Origin of the sequence: Kribbella sp. NPDC050124 (assembly GCF_044460355.1) — a bacterium.
Taxonomy (GTDB): domain Bacteria; phylum Actinomycetota; class Actinomycetes; order Propionibacteriales; family Kribbellaceae; genus Kribbella.
Genome location: NZ_JBITJU010000021.1, coordinates 75019 through 89869, shown reverse-complemented (window position 1 = coordinate 89869; position 14851 = coordinate 75019). Strand labels below are relative to the sequence as shown.

The following is a 14851-nucleotide window of genomic DNA, read 5'->3' as shown; positions in this document are numbered from 1 at the left end:
TTTGTGCGCGTGTCGCCAAGAAATTCTTCGGGCCGTCGGGCATCCTCTTAGCGCGGCGGAATCCCTTCTGCACAAGGATTTTCGGCATTTTCGCGCCGATCGGCGGCCAGGACGCCTTAACCTGCGGACGTTTCGGGTGCTTTACGTAGGCACCAAGTGTTGTCATCATCATGACGACGAGGAATCCACCGTGGTTTTCCTCAGCCGCACCAAGGAGGCAGAGTGCCAGCCAAGAAGGCAGCCGCAGGGAAGGCGACAGCCAAAAAGGCTTCTCCCGCCAAGAAGACTGTCGCCAGGAAGACCAGCGCCGCGAAGACGACGTCCGCGCGCAAGGTCAGCGCAGCGAAGAAGACAGTGACGAAGAAGGTGAGTGCGGCAAAGAAGGCGCCAGCAAAGAGCGCAGCGAAGGCGCCCGCCAAGAAGGCCGCAGCCAAGAAGACGACGGCCGCGAAGCGGACAACTGCTGCGAGGAAGACCGCCGCCACGAAGACCACGGCGGCGAAGAAGACGGTCGCGAAGAAGGCCCCGGCCAAGAAGACGACGGCCCGCAAGACCGTCGCGAAGAAGGCCCCGGCGAAGCGGACCACGGCCGCCAAGAAGACCGTGGCCAAGAAGACGACCGCGGCGAAGAAGACGGTCGCGAAGAAGGCGCCCGCCAAGAAGACCGCGGCGAAGAAGGCCACGGCCACGAAGACCGCCGCCAAGAAGGCGCCGGCGAAGCGCACCGCGGCGAAGAAGGCTCCGGTCCGCAAGGTCGCCGCCAAGAAGACGCCGGCGCGCAAGGCTCCGGCCCGCAAGACCGCCGCCCGCCGGGTCGCTCGCTGAACCGGCCGTCTGTACCTGCTGAACAAAAGACCGAGGGGCACCACCGTCGACGGTGGTGCCCCTCGGTGCGTTCAGGGTCGGGCGTTCTGGCGCAGGCGTTCGGGTCAGGCTTTGGGGTCGGGCAGCGGTGACGATCAGTCGTCGTCCCACTTGGGGTCGTTGTCCCATTCCTCGTTGCGTTCCTGGACCTTCTCCAAGGCGCGGGCCGCCTCTTCCGGGGAGTTGTACGGTCCGAGGCGGTCGCCGGCTTTTCCGCCCTGGTAAGGCTCGACCTTGCCGGTCCTGGTGTTGTAGTACCACTCGTTGCTGTGATCGTCGCTCATCTGGATGACCGCCTCCCGGGAGTCTTGCCGCAGCTCACTACAATGTTCCCACCATGTCGCCTCTCACTCCCGGCATCATCTCGCCGCGCCGCGAAGTCCCCGCGTCCATCCCGCGTCCCGAATACGTCGGGAAGCAGGGCCCCACGCCGTACGACGGTTCCTACGTCACGGCGCCGGAAGTCGTCGACCGGATGCGGGTCGCGAGCAAGCTGGCCGCGCAGGCACTGCACGCGGTCGGTGCTGCCGCGAAGCCCGGTGTCACCACCGACGAGCTCGACGCGGTCGGCCACGAGTACCTGGTCGAGCGCGGTGCGTACCCGTCGACGCTCGGCTACCGCGGCTACCCGAAATCGCTGTGCACGTCGGTCAACGAGGTGATCTGCCACGGCATCCCCGACGACCGGCCGCTCGAGGACGGCGACATCGTCAACGTCGACATCACGGCGTACCTGGACGGTGTGCACGGTGACACCAACGCGACGTTCCTGGTCGGCGACGTCGACGAGGAGGTCAAGCTGCTGGTCGAGCGCACGCACGAGGCGCTGAACCGCGGTATCAAGGCCGTCAAGCCGGGCAGACAGGTCAGCATCATCGGACGGGTGATCGAGTCCTACGCCAAGCGGTTCGGGTACGGCGTCGTCCGCGACTTCACCGGCCACGGCATCGCGACGTCGTTCCACAGCGGCCTGATCATCCCGCACTACGACGACGAGCGGTTCGACGACGTGATCGAGCCCGGGATGACGTTCACCATCGAGCCGATGCTGACGCTGGGCACCTACGAGTACGACCTGTGGGAAGACGGCTGGACCGCCACCACCAAGGACAAGTCCATCACCGCCCAGTTCGAGCACACCCTGGTCGTCACCGACACCGGCGCCGAAGTCCTCACCCTCCCGTGATCCTCACGCAGTGCGAGCACACCCACCTACCGGGCGTGCTCCCCCACCGCACCTACACCGGCTTCCGCATCTACCCCTCCTGAAAGCCGAGACGCTCGTACAAGCCGCGGGCAACTGTGTTCGTCGGTGCGACTCTGAGGGCCAGTGGACTTGAACTGACGGCGACCGCGTGCGTGAGCAATGCGCTGGCAATGCCCAGCCGTCGGTGAGTAGGTGCGGTGAAGAGCTCGATGACGAACGGACAGTCAGGCGTATCCGGCCAAGGCGCCCGCTCCACCACCAGCAGCGCACCAACCAATTGCTCGCCCACGCCCGCCAACTGACTGATGGTGAGGTTGAGCGGGCCGTACTCGCCGGCGAAGCTGAGGTTGATGTCGTCGATCGCCTCATCCTCGGTGGCGGACGCCGCGCCTGGTTCGTAGGACGCGAAGTACAACCGCCCGAGCTCCAAGGTGTCGTCCGGCGACGGCGCGCGCAGTACGACGCCAGCCGGCGGTATGACTGCCTCGATGGGGCCGGCTGGGCGGATGAGGGTCAGCATCAGAGGTGTTGGGTGGAGGTGATTACGGCTCGGCCGAAGGTGACGGTGGGGGTTGCGTCGGCGGTGGTGAAGTCGGTGGGGTGGCCGGATCGGTGGTTGAGGGCTCGGGTGCAGAGGTCGGCGTACGACGGGAACGTGGCGGCGGCGGGCCGGCCCGCGGCGGTCTTGGAGATGATGTTGCCGGTAGCAAGGAGTGCGTGGAGGCGCGGGATGCCCAGGACGTACCAAGGGATGATCCACCCGACGAGCACCGAGGTGATCGCCGCGGCCTCAGCCGGAACAGTCATCGGTTGGAGGCGGAGCGGATGAAGGCGGCCAGGTCCTCGGACTGCTGGATCCGGGACTCCTCGTGCAGGTACATCATGTGACCGGCCGGGTAGTACTTCGTCTCGATGTTGCCGACCAGCTCGCTCGGGATCTGCAGCCGCGCCAGCGTGTGCTCGGTCGCGAAGTACGGCGTGGCGCCGTCGTAGTGCCCGGACGCGACATGCACCTTGAGGTGCGGGTTGACCCGCATCGCGTCGGCGAGCTTCTCGGCGACGGTGATCTGCTGACCCTCGAACTCCTTGAACGACCAGTTCTTGGCCGCGTCCACGTTCAGGATCTCGTACGGCAGGTCGTTCTCGTACTCGAGCTCGACCCGCACGTAGTGGTTCAGCGCAGCCGTGTACGGACCGATGATCGCGCTGAACGACGGGTCCTTGCCCGGCGTCTCGCCGGCGTAGTCCGCGTCCCAGCCGGTGAAGCGGCCGTCCAGCCGGCCGACCACCTGGCGGCGCGACCGCAGCAGCTCGGCGAAGAACCGCATGTGCTCGATCCGCAGGTTCACCCGGTCCAGGTAGTCCTCGCTCAACCCGGTCAGCGACGCCAGCCGGGTGACCACCTCGGCCCGGTAGTCCGCCGGGATGCGGTTGCCCTGGGCAAGCGCATTCGGGTAGCGGCCGGCCGCGAACCGCTCGGCGTCGGCGAGCACCTCGTCGAGGGTCCGGTCCGGCACGAGGCCGTGATAGTGCGCGATGGCGGCGTACGACGGCAGGAAGAGGGTGTACGGGAGGTCGTTGCCCGGCGTGAAATCGAGCGTGCCGAACTCGAGCGCGGCCGAGATCAGCATCACCCCGTTGAGGTACATGCCGTACCGCTCCTGCAGGTGCGAGGCCAGTCCGGCGGCACGCGTCGTACCGTACGACTCACCGGCCAGGAACTTCGGCGACATCCAGCGCCCGTTGCGCGACGTCCACAGCCGGATCACCTCACCGACGGACTCCAGGTCGCGGGTGAACCCGTGGTAGTCGCCCGGCTTCTCGCCCTCGACCGCGCGCGAATACCCCGTCGAGACCGGGTCGATGAAGACCAGATCACTGTGCTGCAGCAGCGACTCGGTGTTGTCCACCAGCCCGTACGGCGGGGGCGCGAGCTCACCGGCGTCACCGGACACCACCCGGCGCGGGCCGAGCAGGCCGAGGTGCAGCCAGATGCTCGATGAGCCCGGGCCGCCGTTGAACGCGAACGTCACCGGCCGGTTCTTCGCATCGGCGTCGTCCAGCGTGTAGGCGGTCAGGAACACCTCGGCCTTGGGCTGGTGCCCGTCGAACTTGCCCTCGGTCAGCACCTCCTGCCGCAGCACGATCCGCCCGGTCGTCGCGGTGTACTTCAGCCTCTTCCGGCCGATCGACAGCACATGCTCCGTCGACACCAGATCGTCCATCGGCGTCTTGGCCGCAGCCGGCTTCTGCTCCTCGGCCGCCGCCTCGGACGTGGACTCGGTGCTCTCATCCTTAGCCATGTCGAGCACCCTAAACCAAGCCTTCAACCACCAGTGCAGGTTTCCGGTGCGACGACCAGGTGGTCAGAGTTTCACGGCACCGGGGCGGCCGTCCTCGACGACGAATGACGCGTACGTGTACTTCGGGGCGTCGGCCCGGCTCACTGTGGTGACCATCTGCAGGTCGGTACGAAACTCGTCGCGATCGATCGTGCAGCGGACGTAGCCCCGCCGGTCGCCGTCGAAGAACGTGATGTGCGGGTTGTACTTGATCATCGGTCCGTAGTACGGCCCGTACACCTCGCCGTCGCCGTTGCTGGTCAGCGACGTGCCGACGAACTCGGTCGCCACCACCGGCGTCCCCTGGCGGTCGAAGTCCGCGTGGATGTCGTTGACGAACGTGGAGTGCCAGTCACCGGTGACGACAACCGGGTTGCGGGTGTTCGCCTGGTCCCAGGCCCCGATCAGCCGTTGCCGCGCGCCCGGGAACCCGTCCCACGCGTCGTGCCACAGCAGGTCGCCGGCGGTTCCGTCGTGGTCGAGCCGGCCGAGCATCACGTTGCTGGCCAGTACGTCCCACTGCGCCCGCGATCGCTTCAGACCGTCGTACAGCCACTTCTCCTGGGTCTGGCCCAGCATCGTGATCGACGGGTCGTAGCCGCCCGCACAGGCGTCGGCCTCGCCCCAGCCGCAGGGCGGGACGCTGCGGTACTGCCGGCCGTCGACCACGTCGAACTGGGCGAGATCGCCCCACTGCAGCCGCCGGTAGATCCGGGGACCCTCACCGGTCGGCCGCGCGGGCCGACGTACCGGCTGGTGCTCGTACCAGGCCTGGTACGCCGCCGCACGCAGGGCACTGATGTCGCCCTCGTACTGCGACTGGGTGTTGGCGTAGTCGTTCTGGACCTCGTGGTCGTCCCAGGTCACCATCCACGGGAAACGCGCGTGGGCCAACTGGAGATCCGGATCGCTGCGGTAGAGGGCGTACTGCATCCGCCAGCGCTCGACATCACGCGGGGCCGGCCGCAACGCCTCCGGCACCGGCGTCTTCCGGTAGCCGCCGTCAGCGGGGATACCGCCCTCGTAGACGTAGTCGCCGAGGTGCAGGACCAGATCGAGGTCCTCGTCGGCGAGGTGCCGCAGCGCGGAGTAGTAGCCGCTCGACCACTCCTGACAGGACGCGAACGCGAACTTCACCTGGGCGTGCCGTCCGGTCCGCACCGGCGCGGTCCGGGTGCGTCCGGCAGGCGACACGTCGGAGCGGTACCTGAACCGGTAGAACCACTCGCGATCCGGAGCAAGGCCCTCGACCTCGACGTGCACCGAGTGAGCGAGCTCGGGCAGGGCCCACGTCGTACCGGATCGGACGACCCGGCGGAAGCCGGCGTCGAGCGCGATCTGCCACTCCACCGGCACCCTCGTGGCCGGCATCCCGCCGCCGGGGACGAACATGTCCGGCGCGAGCCTGGTCCACAGGACGACACCGCTCGAGGTCGGGTCGCCACTGGCCACGCCGAGCGTGAACGGGTAGTTCCCGCCGGCCGGCCGCGGTGTCGCGTTCGCCGGACCCACCGGCAACTGTGCAAGCGTCGCCGCGCCGGCAACACCTGCGACAGCACCGAGGAACTTGCGACGGTCGAGTTCTGAAGTGGGCGGTGTCATGCGCGGCACGCTAGCGCCGGCGAGTGACATCGAAACGACGTACGGGTGTCGCATCGGAGGTCCGGACCGGCGGCCCGGATACCCTCCGAGGATGGCGACGATTCTGCATCTCGCGTTTCCGGACCAGTGGGAAGCCGCCGTCGAGGCGGGGTGTTACCGATGGTCGACGCGGGGCAAGAGCCTCGACGACGGGGCGACGTTCATCCACGCCTCCCGCCCGGAGCAGGTCGGCATGGTGGCCAACTTCGTGTACGACGACGTACCCGAGCCGCTGTGCCTGCTGGTGATCGACACCGAACGCCTGGTGTCCGCGCTGTGCGACGAGGACCTGGACGGGATCGGCATCAGCTTCCCGCACATCTATGGACCCCTGAACCTCGATGCGGTGGTCGACGTACGGCGCTATGAGCGCGGCGCAGACGGTCGATGGCCGGAAGTGACCGCGGACGCCGTATCCTGAGAGCTGGAACGGGTCGGTCGGGCGATCGCGTCGTCCCCTGAGGGGCGCCGAGGAAAGTCCGGACTCCACAGGGCAGCGTGGTGGGTAACACCCACCCGGGGCAACCCGCGGGACAGTGCCACAGAAAGCAGACCGCCAGCGGCTTCGGTGAACCCCGTGGTTCACCGAAGTGCGGGTGAGGGTGAAAGGGTGGTGTAAGAGACCACCAGCTCCGCAGGTGACTGCGGAGGCTCGGTAAACCCCACGTGGAGCAAGGCCAAGAAGGACGGCGGGCAACCACCGTCCGCGCGAGCGTCCGAGGGCTGCCCGCCCGAGCTCGCGGGTAGGCCGCTGGAGGTGCCCGGCAACGGTCACCGTAGATGGATGATCGCCACCACAGAATCCGGCTTACAGACCGACCCGTTCCCCCCGCGGCTCGCCATCCGTGAAGGCAACCGACTCGCGCCTCAACCGAGGGCCGGCACGTTGTCCACAAGTCTCAAAATGCTTCGCGAGCGCGACCTGAAACTGGCTATGGTCTTGAGCAAGACAGACCTGGGTGGGCCGGAGTTGATCGGTTACCACTCTCATGGGCGGGTCGCGGGTTCGAGTCCCGCCGTCGGGCTTCGGTCCGGCGTAGCTCAGGCGGCTAAAGCAGCTAAACGCCGGTCGGCGCACCACGTCCGCCCAGGCCTGTCTTCTGTTTGCCCAGACGACAGGAGAAGGGAATGTCCAACGACCCGCTGGCTTTGATCAGCACCCGGCAGACGCCCCAGCACAAGCAGGCCGACCCACGGCAGCGGAAGAACCGCGCCGGCGGGTACGCGTTCGTCCTGGACGATCTCGCCCGGCTGCACCGGTTCCTCACGCTCGGCACCACCGGAGGCACGTACTACGCCTCCGAACGCGAGCTGACCCGGGAGACGGCCGGACTGGTCGTCGAGCTGGCGACGAAGCGTGCCGCCGACGTCGTGGCCGCCGTACTGGACATCTCCCTGGCCGGCCGCGCTCCGAAGCAGAACCCTGCGCTGTTCGCCCTCGCCGCCGCTGCGAAGCTCGGTGACGACGACGGGCGCCGGGCCGCGCTGGCCGCCGTACCGCTGGTTGCACGAACCGGGACGCACCTGTTCCTGTTCGCGGGCTACCTGCAGCAGTTCGGCGGCTGGGGCCGAGGCACGCGCCGGGCGATCGGCAACTGGTACGTCGACGCCGAGCGCGACGTCGACGCTGTCGCCTACCAGGTGCTGAAGTACCGCCAGCGCGAAGGCTGGTCGCATGCGGACCTGCTGCGCCTGTCGCACCCGAAGACGACCGAGCCGGTACGGCGTGAGCTGTTCGACTGGATCCACGGTCGGCCGGCGGAACTGTCCGGGCTGCCTCTGCTCGCCGCGTTCGAGCGCGTCCAGGCGGCGACGGACGTCACCGAGGTGGCCGACGTCATCGCGCTCAACCGCGGACTGTCCTGGGAGATGATCCCGGACCGGTTCCTGAACGAGCCGAAGGTCTGGGACGCGCTGCTCGCGAACGGTCTCCCACAGACCGCGTTGCTCCGGCAGCTCCCCCGGCTGACCCGACTGGGGCTGCTGGAGCCGCTCGGTTCGTGGGCTCCGATCGTGGCCGGGCAGCTGTCGGACGCCGTACGGCTGAAGAAGGCGCGCGTGCACCCGATCAACGTGCTCGTTGCTCAGCGCACCTACGCGTCGGGGCGCGGCGCGCGGGGCGGTCAGACGTGGACGCCGTCGCAGCCGATCGTGGACGCGCTCGATGCGGCGTTCTACGCGGCGTACGACGCGGTCGAGCCGACCGGGAAGCGGCTGATGCTGGCGCTGGACGTGTCCGGCTCGATGGTGGCGTCGGTGTCGGGTCTGCCGATCAGTTGCCGGGAGGCGAGTGCGGCGCTGGCGCTGGTCACGGCGGCGACCGAGTCGTCGTACGAGATCGTCGGGTTCACCAGCAAGGGCGACTACCGGAAGTCCGAGCTGCTCCCCCTCGCGATCAGCCCACGCCAGCGCCTGAACGACGCGATCCAGTCGGTGTCCAACCTGCCCTTCGGCGGCACGGACTGCTCCCTGCCGATGCAGTACGCGCTGCGCCGGAAGATCCCGGTCGACGCGTTCGTCATCTACACGGACAACGAGACTTGGTACGGCGACATCCACCCGCACCAGGCACTCCAGGAGTACCGCCGGACGATGGGAATCGACGCCCGCCTGATCGTCGTCGCCATGACCGCCACCGGCAGCACCATCGCCGACCCCACCGACCCCGGCATGCTCGACATCTCCGGCTTCGACTCCGCAGTACCAGCCCTGATCACCACCTTCACCCAAGCCCCCTAACCCGCGGCCACCAGGCCGGTCGGCTGGCAGGTTGTTTGACCGCTGACGTGCTGCAACCTGCCAGCGACCACGAGAGCCGCCACCGGCGTGATGAGCAGTCGTGGACCGTTGTGGAGTGGCCTCGCAGTCGCGAGGGAGCGCGCGGCACCGCGCGAGATGCCGCGACAGCCGGCAGCCCGTGTCGCCTGGGTGAGCAAACCACAGCTGTTCTGCGGGGTTCGGCACCGGCGAGGTGGCAGGCTTGGGGTATGGCGCGGAGCGGGGTTCGACGGGTTCGCACGGCGGTTGTGATTGCCGTGCTGTTCGCGCTGCTCGCCGGGAGTGGGTACGTCGGGTGGATCGCGGTCAAGCGGTCCGAGCCGGTGGCGTTGCCGGACCCGACCGGGAACTTCCAGGTCGGCCGGCGGACGTTCGAGTGGACTGACACGACCCGCAAGGACCCGTACGGCGACGGGCAGCGGAAGCTCTCGGTGTGGCTCTGGCACCCGGTCGCGAAGGACGTCACGGGCCGCAAGGTGCAGTACGCGCCGGGTCTGTGGAGCGACCTGCACCTGAAGGCGCCGGCGTCGGTCTTCCAGGGCCCGTTCGACACCCTGCAGGACCCCGCGTTCGACCGGGTCGCGGTCGCGCCCGGACGGTACCCGGTCGTCGTACTCATGCCGGGCCTAGGCCTGTCGGCGCCGATGTACGCCAGCCTCGCCGAGGACATCGCGAGTCACGGCTACCTGGTCGCCGGCGTGACGCCGACGTACAGCGCCGACCTCACCGTGCTGGGCGGCCAGAAGGTCGAGGCCAAGGAGGACGCCCAGCCGGACGATCTGGACAAGCAGGGCGACCTCCTCGTGAACACCTGGGCGGCCGACGCCCGGTTCGCCGGCTCGATGGTGGCGAAGCAACTGCCGGACAGCGCCGAGCCGAGCGTCGGTACGGCGTACGTCGGCCACTCGTTCGGCGGCGCGGCCGCGCTCGAAGCCTGCCGGACCACCGACCGGTGCGCGGCGGCGGTGGACCTGGACGGCAGTCCGTACGGCGAGGCCGTCACCAAGGGCGTGCATGCGCCGATCCTGCTGCTCGGCGCCGACGACTCCTGCATCACCGGCGTCTGCGGCCCGGACGCCCGTGGTGACGACGGCCGCGACCGCGCCCTGTCGTTGCTCAAGGCAAGCACTGGTACGTCGTGGTGCGCGACGGTCCCAGGGACGCGGCACTACAACTTCACTGACTACGGCGCCTACTACCTGGCGCTGCCGCTACGGAAGTACCTACCGCTCGGCAGCGCCGGACCGCGGCACGCACTCCGCGTGCAGAACGGCTACGTCAGCACCTTCCTCGCCCACGCCATCTACAACGTCCCCGCATCAGGCGCCCCTGCTTGCAGCACCTAAAGATCGATCTCGTAAGTCTGCGCGGTCAGCTCAGTGCCCCACATGTTGTGCGCTTCTGAGCCGGTCAACCGGAAGCCACGCGACAGATAGATGTGCCGCGCGGCGACCAGCGGATCGTTCGTCCACAGCACCATCCGCTTGTAGCCGGCCTCGCGAGCAAACGCCAGACACGTGTCGACCAGCTCGACACCGAGCCGGAGCCCGCGAGCGTCCGGCGTCACCAGCAGCAGCCGGAGCTGCGCCGTGGCCTCGTCCGGACCGCGCACGCAGAAGATGCTCCCGACCCGCTTCCCGTCCACTTCCGCAATCCACGCCGACTCCCGTGAGTCGTCGTGCTCGGTCGCGTACGCCGAGACGATCTGCGTGATCAACGCCTCGTAGGCAAACCCCCATCCGTACTCCGCCGCGTAGATCTCGGCGTGTGACTGCACCACCCAGCCGAGGTCACCCGGCTCCCCCAGTTTCCTGATCAGCTTCGGCATCAACCCTACCCAATCCACTGACACGACTGTTTCAGTAAGAGATACTAGCGGGGTGCCGACCACGAAGCCAGCCCCGTCCGCGCGCCAGCAGGAGCTGCTCGAGCGCGCCTACGCGTACTCGCTCAGCCACGGCCTGGCCGACCTGTCGCTGCGCCCGCTCGCCACCGCGATCGGCTCCAGCCCACGGGTGCTGCTGTTCCTGTTCGACAGCAAGGACGGCCTGATCCGGGCCCTGCTCGCCCGCGCCCGCGTCGACGAGCTCGAGCTGCTCCGGCAGATCGACGAGCAGTACGACGAACCACCCGGACTGACCGCGGTCGCCCGGGAGTTGTGGACCTGGCTGGCCGCGCCCGAACGGCGGCCGTTGATGAAGTTCTGGGTCGAGGCGTACGGGCGTTCACTGGTCGCGCCGAAGGGACCGTGGGCGGACTACGGCCGCTCGACCGTCGACGACTGGCTCGAGCTCCTGAAGGCGAGTCAGCCTGATCCAGGCACTGCCGAGGCCGAGGCGCGGCGCACCGCCGTACTGGCCATGCTCCGCGGCGCCCTCCTCGACCTCCTCGCGACCGGCGACCTCGAGCGGACAACCAAAGCAGTCGAGGACTACCTGAGTAGCTCCTAGGAAGTTAGCTCGAAGGAGACCGACCGCTTGGCGATGTCGGCCTCGACCAGCGTGACCCGAACCGCCTGCCCGAGCGGCAGCGGCGTCGCGCTCGTGACCCGTCCCTCGATCGCCATCTTGGACAGTACGACGATGCCGCGCGTGTTCTCACGCTTGTCGACTTCGGTGATCACGCCGTCGAACACCGACCCGACCTGCTCAGCCACCAGCCCGGCTTCGACCATGCTGACGATCGACCGCTCGTACGCGTTTGCCCGGCGATCGGCGTCGTCCATGATCTTCGGGATCTCGTCCAGCGACTCGCGGGCCCACTCGGGTACGTCGGTCCCCGCGGACAACGCCAGGCAGATCTCTCCGGTCCAGCGGTCGACCAGACGGCGCAGCGGCGCGGTGACATGCGCGTACTCGGCCTTCATCGCCGCGTGCTCCGGTCGATCTGGCGTCGCGCCCGCGAAAGCGGTGTACCCGGCGCCGCGGAACAGCACCGTGCACGCGGCCAGCATCGCGGCGTGCGCCGGCACCTTCGGATCGAGTCCGTGGATGAACTCGGCGTACGACGTCCCGTCCGGCCAGGAGATGCCGAGCGCCTTGGCGGTGTTGCCGAGCTTGCGACGCAGGTCCTCGTGCGACTCCGGCAGAGTGCGCAGGATCCCGACCTGACCGCTCAGCATCAGGTCCGCCGCGGCGATGCCGGTGAGCAGCGAGATCTGCGCGTTCCAGCCCTCGACCGGGAGCGGCGCGCGGAACTCCAGGCCCCAGCCGTGGTTGGAGGTGACGACTTCCTGGTCCGGGATCGGGAGGTTCACGCCTCCGCGCTCGAGCTCCAGCCGCTCACGCAGTTGGCCGACCTCGCGAAGCAGCTGCAGCGACTCCCGCGCCGTACCCGCGTCGAGGTCCTTCTGGACGCCGGCGTAGTTCAGCTTCGCGCGTGACTTCACCAGGGCGCGCTCGCAGGTGACGCCGGTGCCCTCGCCGGACGCGTCGAGCTGTATCGTCCACAGCAGTGCGGGACGGACTCGGTCGGCGAGCAGCGACGCCGCGCCCTCGGACAGCTCCGGCGGGTGCAGCGGGGTGCGCTTGTCCGGCGCGTAGAGGGTCTCGCCGCGACGGCGGGCCTCGACGTCGATCGGGTCGCCGGGCTGGACGAACGCGGCGACGTCGGCGATCGCGTAGTGGACCGTGTAGCCGTCGCCGTTCCGCTCGATGTGCAGCGCCTGGTCGAGGTCCATCGAGTCCGGCGGGTCGATCGTGACGAACTCGATGTCGGTCCGGTCCAGCTCCGGCAGCCGGGGGTTCCGCGCCGCCTCGAGCGCCGCCGCGACCACCTCGGGCGGGAACTCGGCCGGTACGTCGAGCTCACGCCGGATGTCCTGCAGCGACGCCCGGAACACCTCGGGCACGGCTTCGGCAAAGTGGACCCTCTGCAACGGCACGGGCGCTCTCCGTCCTTCTCAGCGGTGCGTTGGACCCTCAGACTAGCCGTGTCTGACGGTCCCACGCCGTAGCGAGCAGGTGCTCGGCGCGGTAGCTCGGCGTGCTGGAGTGAAGGCCTCGATGTGGTTCCATCGTGGTCTTTGCTCCAGTGCGGCGAGATGCCGTGCCGAGTGCCGCGCAGTAGGCGTGGGACCGTCAGACACGGCTCAGCGAGGGTTGCACGTTGAAGGAGCGGAGTGACGCGAGGCCGTCGGCGTACCAGTGGATCTCGGTCACCGTTGCCGGACGCAACTCCATCCGGAACAGCGACGACATCGGGGCCTGCAGCACCGACCGGACCATGAGCTTGATCGGCGTGACGTGGGTGACCACGACCACCGTCTTGCCCGGGTACCTGGCCAGCAGCCCGTCCCGCGCGGACCGGGCGCGTCGCGCGCAGACGTCGAACGACTCGCCGCCGGGCGGCGCGACGGAGGTCGAGTCCAGCCAGGCGTTCAGCGCGTCCGGCCACTTCTGCTGGATCTCGGCGAACGTGTGCCCGTCCCAGTCCCCGAACGCGACCTCGACCCAGCCCTCGTCGACGATCGGCTCGAGCCCGAGATTGGAGCCGACGATCTCGGCCGTCTGCCGGGTCCGCAGCATCGGCGACGTCACGACGGCGTCCACACCGCCGATCCGGGACAGGTACTCCGCGGCCGCTTGCGCCTGCGCCCGTCCGGTGTCGCTGAGCCCAGGGTTGTCGCCGCCGGATCCGGAGAACTTCTTCTCCACCGTGTGCGGGGTCTCGCCATGGCGCAGGAAGATGAGCTGCGTCGGCGGCTCGGCCTGCGCACCCCAGCCCTGCAACGCCTTCTGCAGGTCCGACGGCTCTCTCGGCACCACCGGCCCGGACGCCGTCGCCTCGGGCGTCAGCGGGATCGGCACGCCGTCCAGCGCCATGTTCGCGAGCGCGTCCGCGGCCGCGTTCTGCGCGCGCGGCACCCAGGTCCACTCGGTGCCGAACGGCGCGAGCCCCTGTGCCTTGAGCGCGAGCGGCTGCAGGTCCGGGTGCTTGATCTTCCACCGGCCGGCCATCTGCTCGATCACCAGCTTGGAGTCCATCCGCACCTCGATCGAGGCGTTCGGCGCGTACTCCGCGGCCAACTCCAGCCCGGCGACCAGTCCGGAGTACTCGGCGACGTTGTTGGTCGCGATCCCGAGCGTCTTCCCGGACTGCGCGATCACCTCGCCGGTCGCGGGATCGCGCACCAAAGCGCCGTACGCCGCCGGCCCTGGATTACCCCGTGATCCACCGTCCGCCTCCACGATCACGTGGTCCAAGCTCATCCACGTCCTCGCTTCGCTGCGGGCGCGGATGAGGTACGGGAGGCGCTGTGCTTGATGATGAGCTCGCTTCGCTCCCTCATGCGGCGCTCTCCGACGTGCGCACCAGGATCCGGCCGCACTCTTCACAGCGCAGTACGGCGTCCGGCGCGGCAGCCTTGATGCGGTTCAGGTCGGACGGCGCCAGCTCCATCCGGCAGCCCATGCAGCGCTTGCCGACCAGCGGCGCGGCGCCGATGCCGCCGTTGTGCTCACGGAGCCGCTGGTACTGCGTGACGAGCGTCTCCGGCAACTCGGCAGCGACGGTAGCCCGCTTGTCGCCGATCTGAGCGCGCTGCTCGTCGAGCTCCTTGATCGCGGCGTCCCGCGTGGTCTCGAGCTCGGCCTGCCGCCCGGCGAAGGCCTCGGCCCGGGTGCGCAGGTCGGCCTGGACCGCCTCGGCGGCCTCCAGCTTCTCCATCACCTCGAGCTCGGCGTCCTCGAGGTCGGAGATCCGCCGGTCCAGCGATCCGATCTCGTGCTGCAGGTTCTCCAGGTCTCTGGGCGAGGTGACCTGGCCGGAGTCGAGCCGCTGCTGGTTGCGCGCCTTGCGCTGGCGCACCTGCTCGACGTCGCTGTCGGCTTTCTTCTGCTCGCGCTGCAGATCACTGACCTCGGTGTCGGCGGTGACGAGGTCGCGGTCCACCACCGACTTCTCCGCGACCAGGTCGTGCAGGGCCTGGTGCTCGGGCAGCGACTTGCGTTTGTGGGCGACCTGATCCAGCTGCAGGTCGAGTTCCTGCAGGTCCAGCAACCGGCGTTGGACAGCGGGC

The 14851-nt window shown here is 68.7% G+C and carries 15 protein-coding genes and 1 other RNA gene; 7 read left to right on the top strand and 9 right to left on the bottom strand.

From position 1 onward, the window contains the following. Positions 1 to 222: 222 nt before the first annotated feature. Positions 223 to 825 (top strand): histone H1-like repetitive region-containing protein, encoded by a 603-nt coding sequence (locus tag ACIBL3_RS35195; RefSeq protein WP_396358185.1) that lies wholly within the window; start codon positions 223 to 225, stop codon positions 823 to 825. A 134-nt stretch (positions 826 to 959) separates the two neighbouring features. Here ACIBL3_RS35195 and ACIBL3_RS35190 read toward each other — a convergent pair whose 3' ends face one another. Next, on the bottom strand, positions 960 to 1148 hold the full coding sequence (locus ACIBL3_RS35190; protein ID WP_396358184.1) for a hypothetical protein: 189 nt from the start codon (positions 1146 to 1148) through the stop codon (positions 960 to 962). A gap of 53 nt (positions 1149 to 1201) precedes the next feature. Between ACIBL3_RS35190 and map the strand changes: the two genes are divergently transcribed. Beyond that, positions 1202 to 2050, top strand: a complete 849-nt coding sequence (gene map, locus ACIBL3_RS35185) for a type I methionyl aminopeptidase (protein WP_396358183.1) — start codon at positions 1202 to 1204, stop codon at positions 2048 to 2050. Between the two features lie 70 nt (positions 2051 to 2120). On the opposite strand, the gene ACIBL3_RS35180 is transcribed toward map, so the two are convergent. The 4 genes from ACIBL3_RS35180 to ACIBL3_RS35165 form a co-directional block, all read right to left on the bottom strand. Further along, entirely contained in the window at positions 2121 to 2591 is a 471-nt protein-coding gene (locus ACIBL3_RS35180; RefSeq protein ID WP_396358182.1) for a GNAT family N-acetyltransferase, read from the bottom strand. Then, positions 2591 to 2878 (bottom strand): hypothetical protein, encoded by a 288-nt coding sequence (locus ACIBL3_RS35175; RefSeq protein ID WP_396358181.1) that lies wholly within the window; start codon positions 2876 to 2878, stop codon positions 2591 to 2593. The genes ACIBL3_RS35180 and ACIBL3_RS35175 overlap by 1 nt, the downstream gene beginning before the upstream one ends. Then, on the bottom strand, positions 2875 to 4374 hold the full coding sequence (locus ACIBL3_RS35170; RefSeq protein WP_396358180.1) for a S10 family peptidase: 1500 nt from the start codon (positions 4372 to 4374) through the stop codon (positions 2875 to 2877). The genes ACIBL3_RS35175 and ACIBL3_RS35170 overlap by 4 nt, the downstream gene beginning before the upstream one ends. 63 nt (positions 4375 to 4437) lie before the next feature. Beyond that, positions 4438 to 6015: an alkaline phosphatase D family protein gene (locus ACIBL3_RS35165; RefSeq protein WP_396358179.1), complete on the bottom strand. Its 1578-nt coding sequence runs from the start codon at positions 6013 to 6015 to the stop codon at positions 4438 to 4440. Between the two features lie 91 nt (positions 6016 to 6106). On the opposite strand from ACIBL3_RS35165, the gene ACIBL3_RS35160 reads away from it, so the two are divergent. The 4 genes from ACIBL3_RS35160 (at position 6107) to ACIBL3_RS35145 (ending at position 10178) form a co-directional block, all read left to right on the top strand. After that, positions 6107 to 6475 (top strand): DUF952 domain-containing protein, encoded by a 369-nt coding sequence (locus tag ACIBL3_RS35160; RefSeq protein WP_396358178.1) that lies wholly within the window; start codon positions 6107 to 6109, stop codon positions 6473 to 6475. Between the two features lie 9 nt (positions 6476 to 6484). Next, positions 6485 to 6881, top strand: an RNA gene (rnpB, locus tag ACIBL3_RS35155) — RNase P RNA component class A. A gap of 301 nt (positions 6882 to 7182) precedes the next feature. Then, on the top strand, positions 7183 to 8793 hold the full coding sequence (locus ACIBL3_RS35150) for a TROVE domain-containing protein (protein WP_396358177.1): 1611 nt from the start codon (positions 7183 to 7185) through the stop codon (positions 8791 to 8793). A gap of 248 nt (positions 8794 to 9041) precedes the next feature. Further along, positions 9042 to 10178: a hypothetical protein gene (locus ACIBL3_RS35145; protein ID WP_396358176.1), complete on the top strand. Its 1137-nt coding sequence runs from the start codon at positions 9042 to 9044 to the stop codon at positions 10176 to 10178. Here the strand turns inward: ACIBL3_RS35145 and ACIBL3_RS35140 are convergent. Then, the gene (locus ACIBL3_RS35140) at positions 10175 to 10660 is read right to left on the bottom strand and encodes a GNAT family N-acetyltransferase (protein WP_396358175.1); all 486 of its coding nucleotides are present in this window, start codon (positions 10658 to 10660) and stop codon (positions 10175 to 10177) included. The genes ACIBL3_RS35145 and ACIBL3_RS35140 overlap by 4 nt on opposite strands. Positions 10661 to 10712: 52 nt before the next feature. On the opposite strand from ACIBL3_RS35140, the gene ACIBL3_RS35135 reads away from it, so the two are divergent. Beyond that, complete coding sequence (locus ACIBL3_RS35135) at positions 10713 to 11282, top strand: TetR/AcrR family transcriptional regulator (RefSeq protein ID WP_396358174.1); 570 nt, start codon at positions 10713 to 10715, stop codon at positions 11280 to 11282. On the opposite strand, the gene ACIBL3_RS35130 is transcribed toward ACIBL3_RS35135, so the two are convergent. The 3 genes from ACIBL3_RS35130 to ACIBL3_RS35120 all read right to left on the bottom strand — a co-directional run bounded on the left by ACIBL3_RS35130 (position 11279) and on the right by ACIBL3_RS35120 (position 14832). After that, positions 11279 to 12715, bottom strand: a complete 1437-nt coding sequence (locus tag ACIBL3_RS35130; RefSeq protein WP_396358173.1) for an RNB domain-containing ribonuclease — start codon at positions 12713 to 12715, stop codon at positions 11279 to 11281. The two genes, ACIBL3_RS35135 and ACIBL3_RS35130, sit on opposite strands and share 4 nt — an antisense overlap. A gap of 196 nt (positions 12716 to 12911) precedes the next feature. Next, positions 12912 to 14042 (bottom strand): bifunctional RNase H/acid phosphatase, encoded by a 1131-nt coding sequence (locus ACIBL3_RS35125; RefSeq protein WP_396358172.1) that lies wholly within the window; start codon positions 14040 to 14042, stop codon positions 12912 to 12914. A gap of 76 nt (positions 14043 to 14118) precedes the next feature. Then, positions 14119 to 14832, bottom strand: a complete 714-nt coding sequence (locus ACIBL3_RS35120; protein ID WP_396358171.1) for a zinc ribbon domain-containing protein — start codon at positions 14830 to 14832, stop codon at positions 14119 to 14121. Between the last annotated feature and the right edge of the window lie 19 nt (positions 14833 to 14851).

Excerpts from the sequence above, each read along its gene's own strand:
- ACIBL3_RS35190 (WP_396358184.1), bottom strand. The coding sequence starts at position 1,148 with ATGAGCGACGATCACAGCAACGAGTGGTACTACAACACCAGGACCGGC.
- map (WP_396358183.1), top strand. The coding sequence starts at position 1,202 with ATGTCGCCTCTCACTCCCGGCATCATCTCGCCGCGCCGCGAAGTCCCC.
- ACIBL3_RS35180 (WP_396358182.1), bottom strand. The coding sequence starts at position 2,591 with ATGCTGACCCTCATCCGCCCAGCCGGCCCCATCGAGGCAGTCATACCG.
- ACIBL3_RS35175 (WP_396358181.1), bottom strand. The coding sequence starts at position 2,878 with ATGACTGTTCCGGCTGAGGCCGCGGCGATCACCTCGGTGCTCGTCGGG.
- ACIBL3_RS35170 (WP_396358180.1), bottom strand. The coding sequence starts at position 4,374 with ATGGCTAAGGATGAGAGCACCGAGTCCACGTCCGAGGCGGCGGCCGAG.
- ACIBL3_RS35165 (WP_396358179.1), bottom strand. The coding sequence starts at position 6,015 with ATGACACCGCCCACTTCAGAACTCGACCGTCGCAAGTTCCTCGGTGCT.
- ACIBL3_RS35160 (WP_396358178.1), top strand. The coding sequence starts at position 6,107 with ATGGCGACGATTCTGCATCTCGCGTTTCCGGACCAGTGGGAAGCCGCC.
- ACIBL3_RS35150 (WP_396358177.1), top strand. The coding sequence starts at position 7,183 with ATGTCCAACGACCCGCTGGCTTTGATCAGCACCCGGCAGACGCCCCAG.
- ACIBL3_RS35145 (WP_396358176.1), top strand. The coding sequence starts at position 9,042 with ATGGCGCGGAGCGGGGTTCGACGGGTTCGCACGGCGGTTGTGATTGCC.
- ACIBL3_RS35140 (WP_396358175.1), bottom strand. The coding sequence starts at position 10,660 with ATGCCGAAGCTGATCAGGAAACTGGGGGAGCCGGGTGACCTCGGCTGG.
- ACIBL3_RS35125 (WP_396358172.1), bottom strand. The coding sequence starts at position 14,042 with ATGAGCTTGGACCACGTGATCGTGGAGGCGGACGGTGGATCACGGGGT.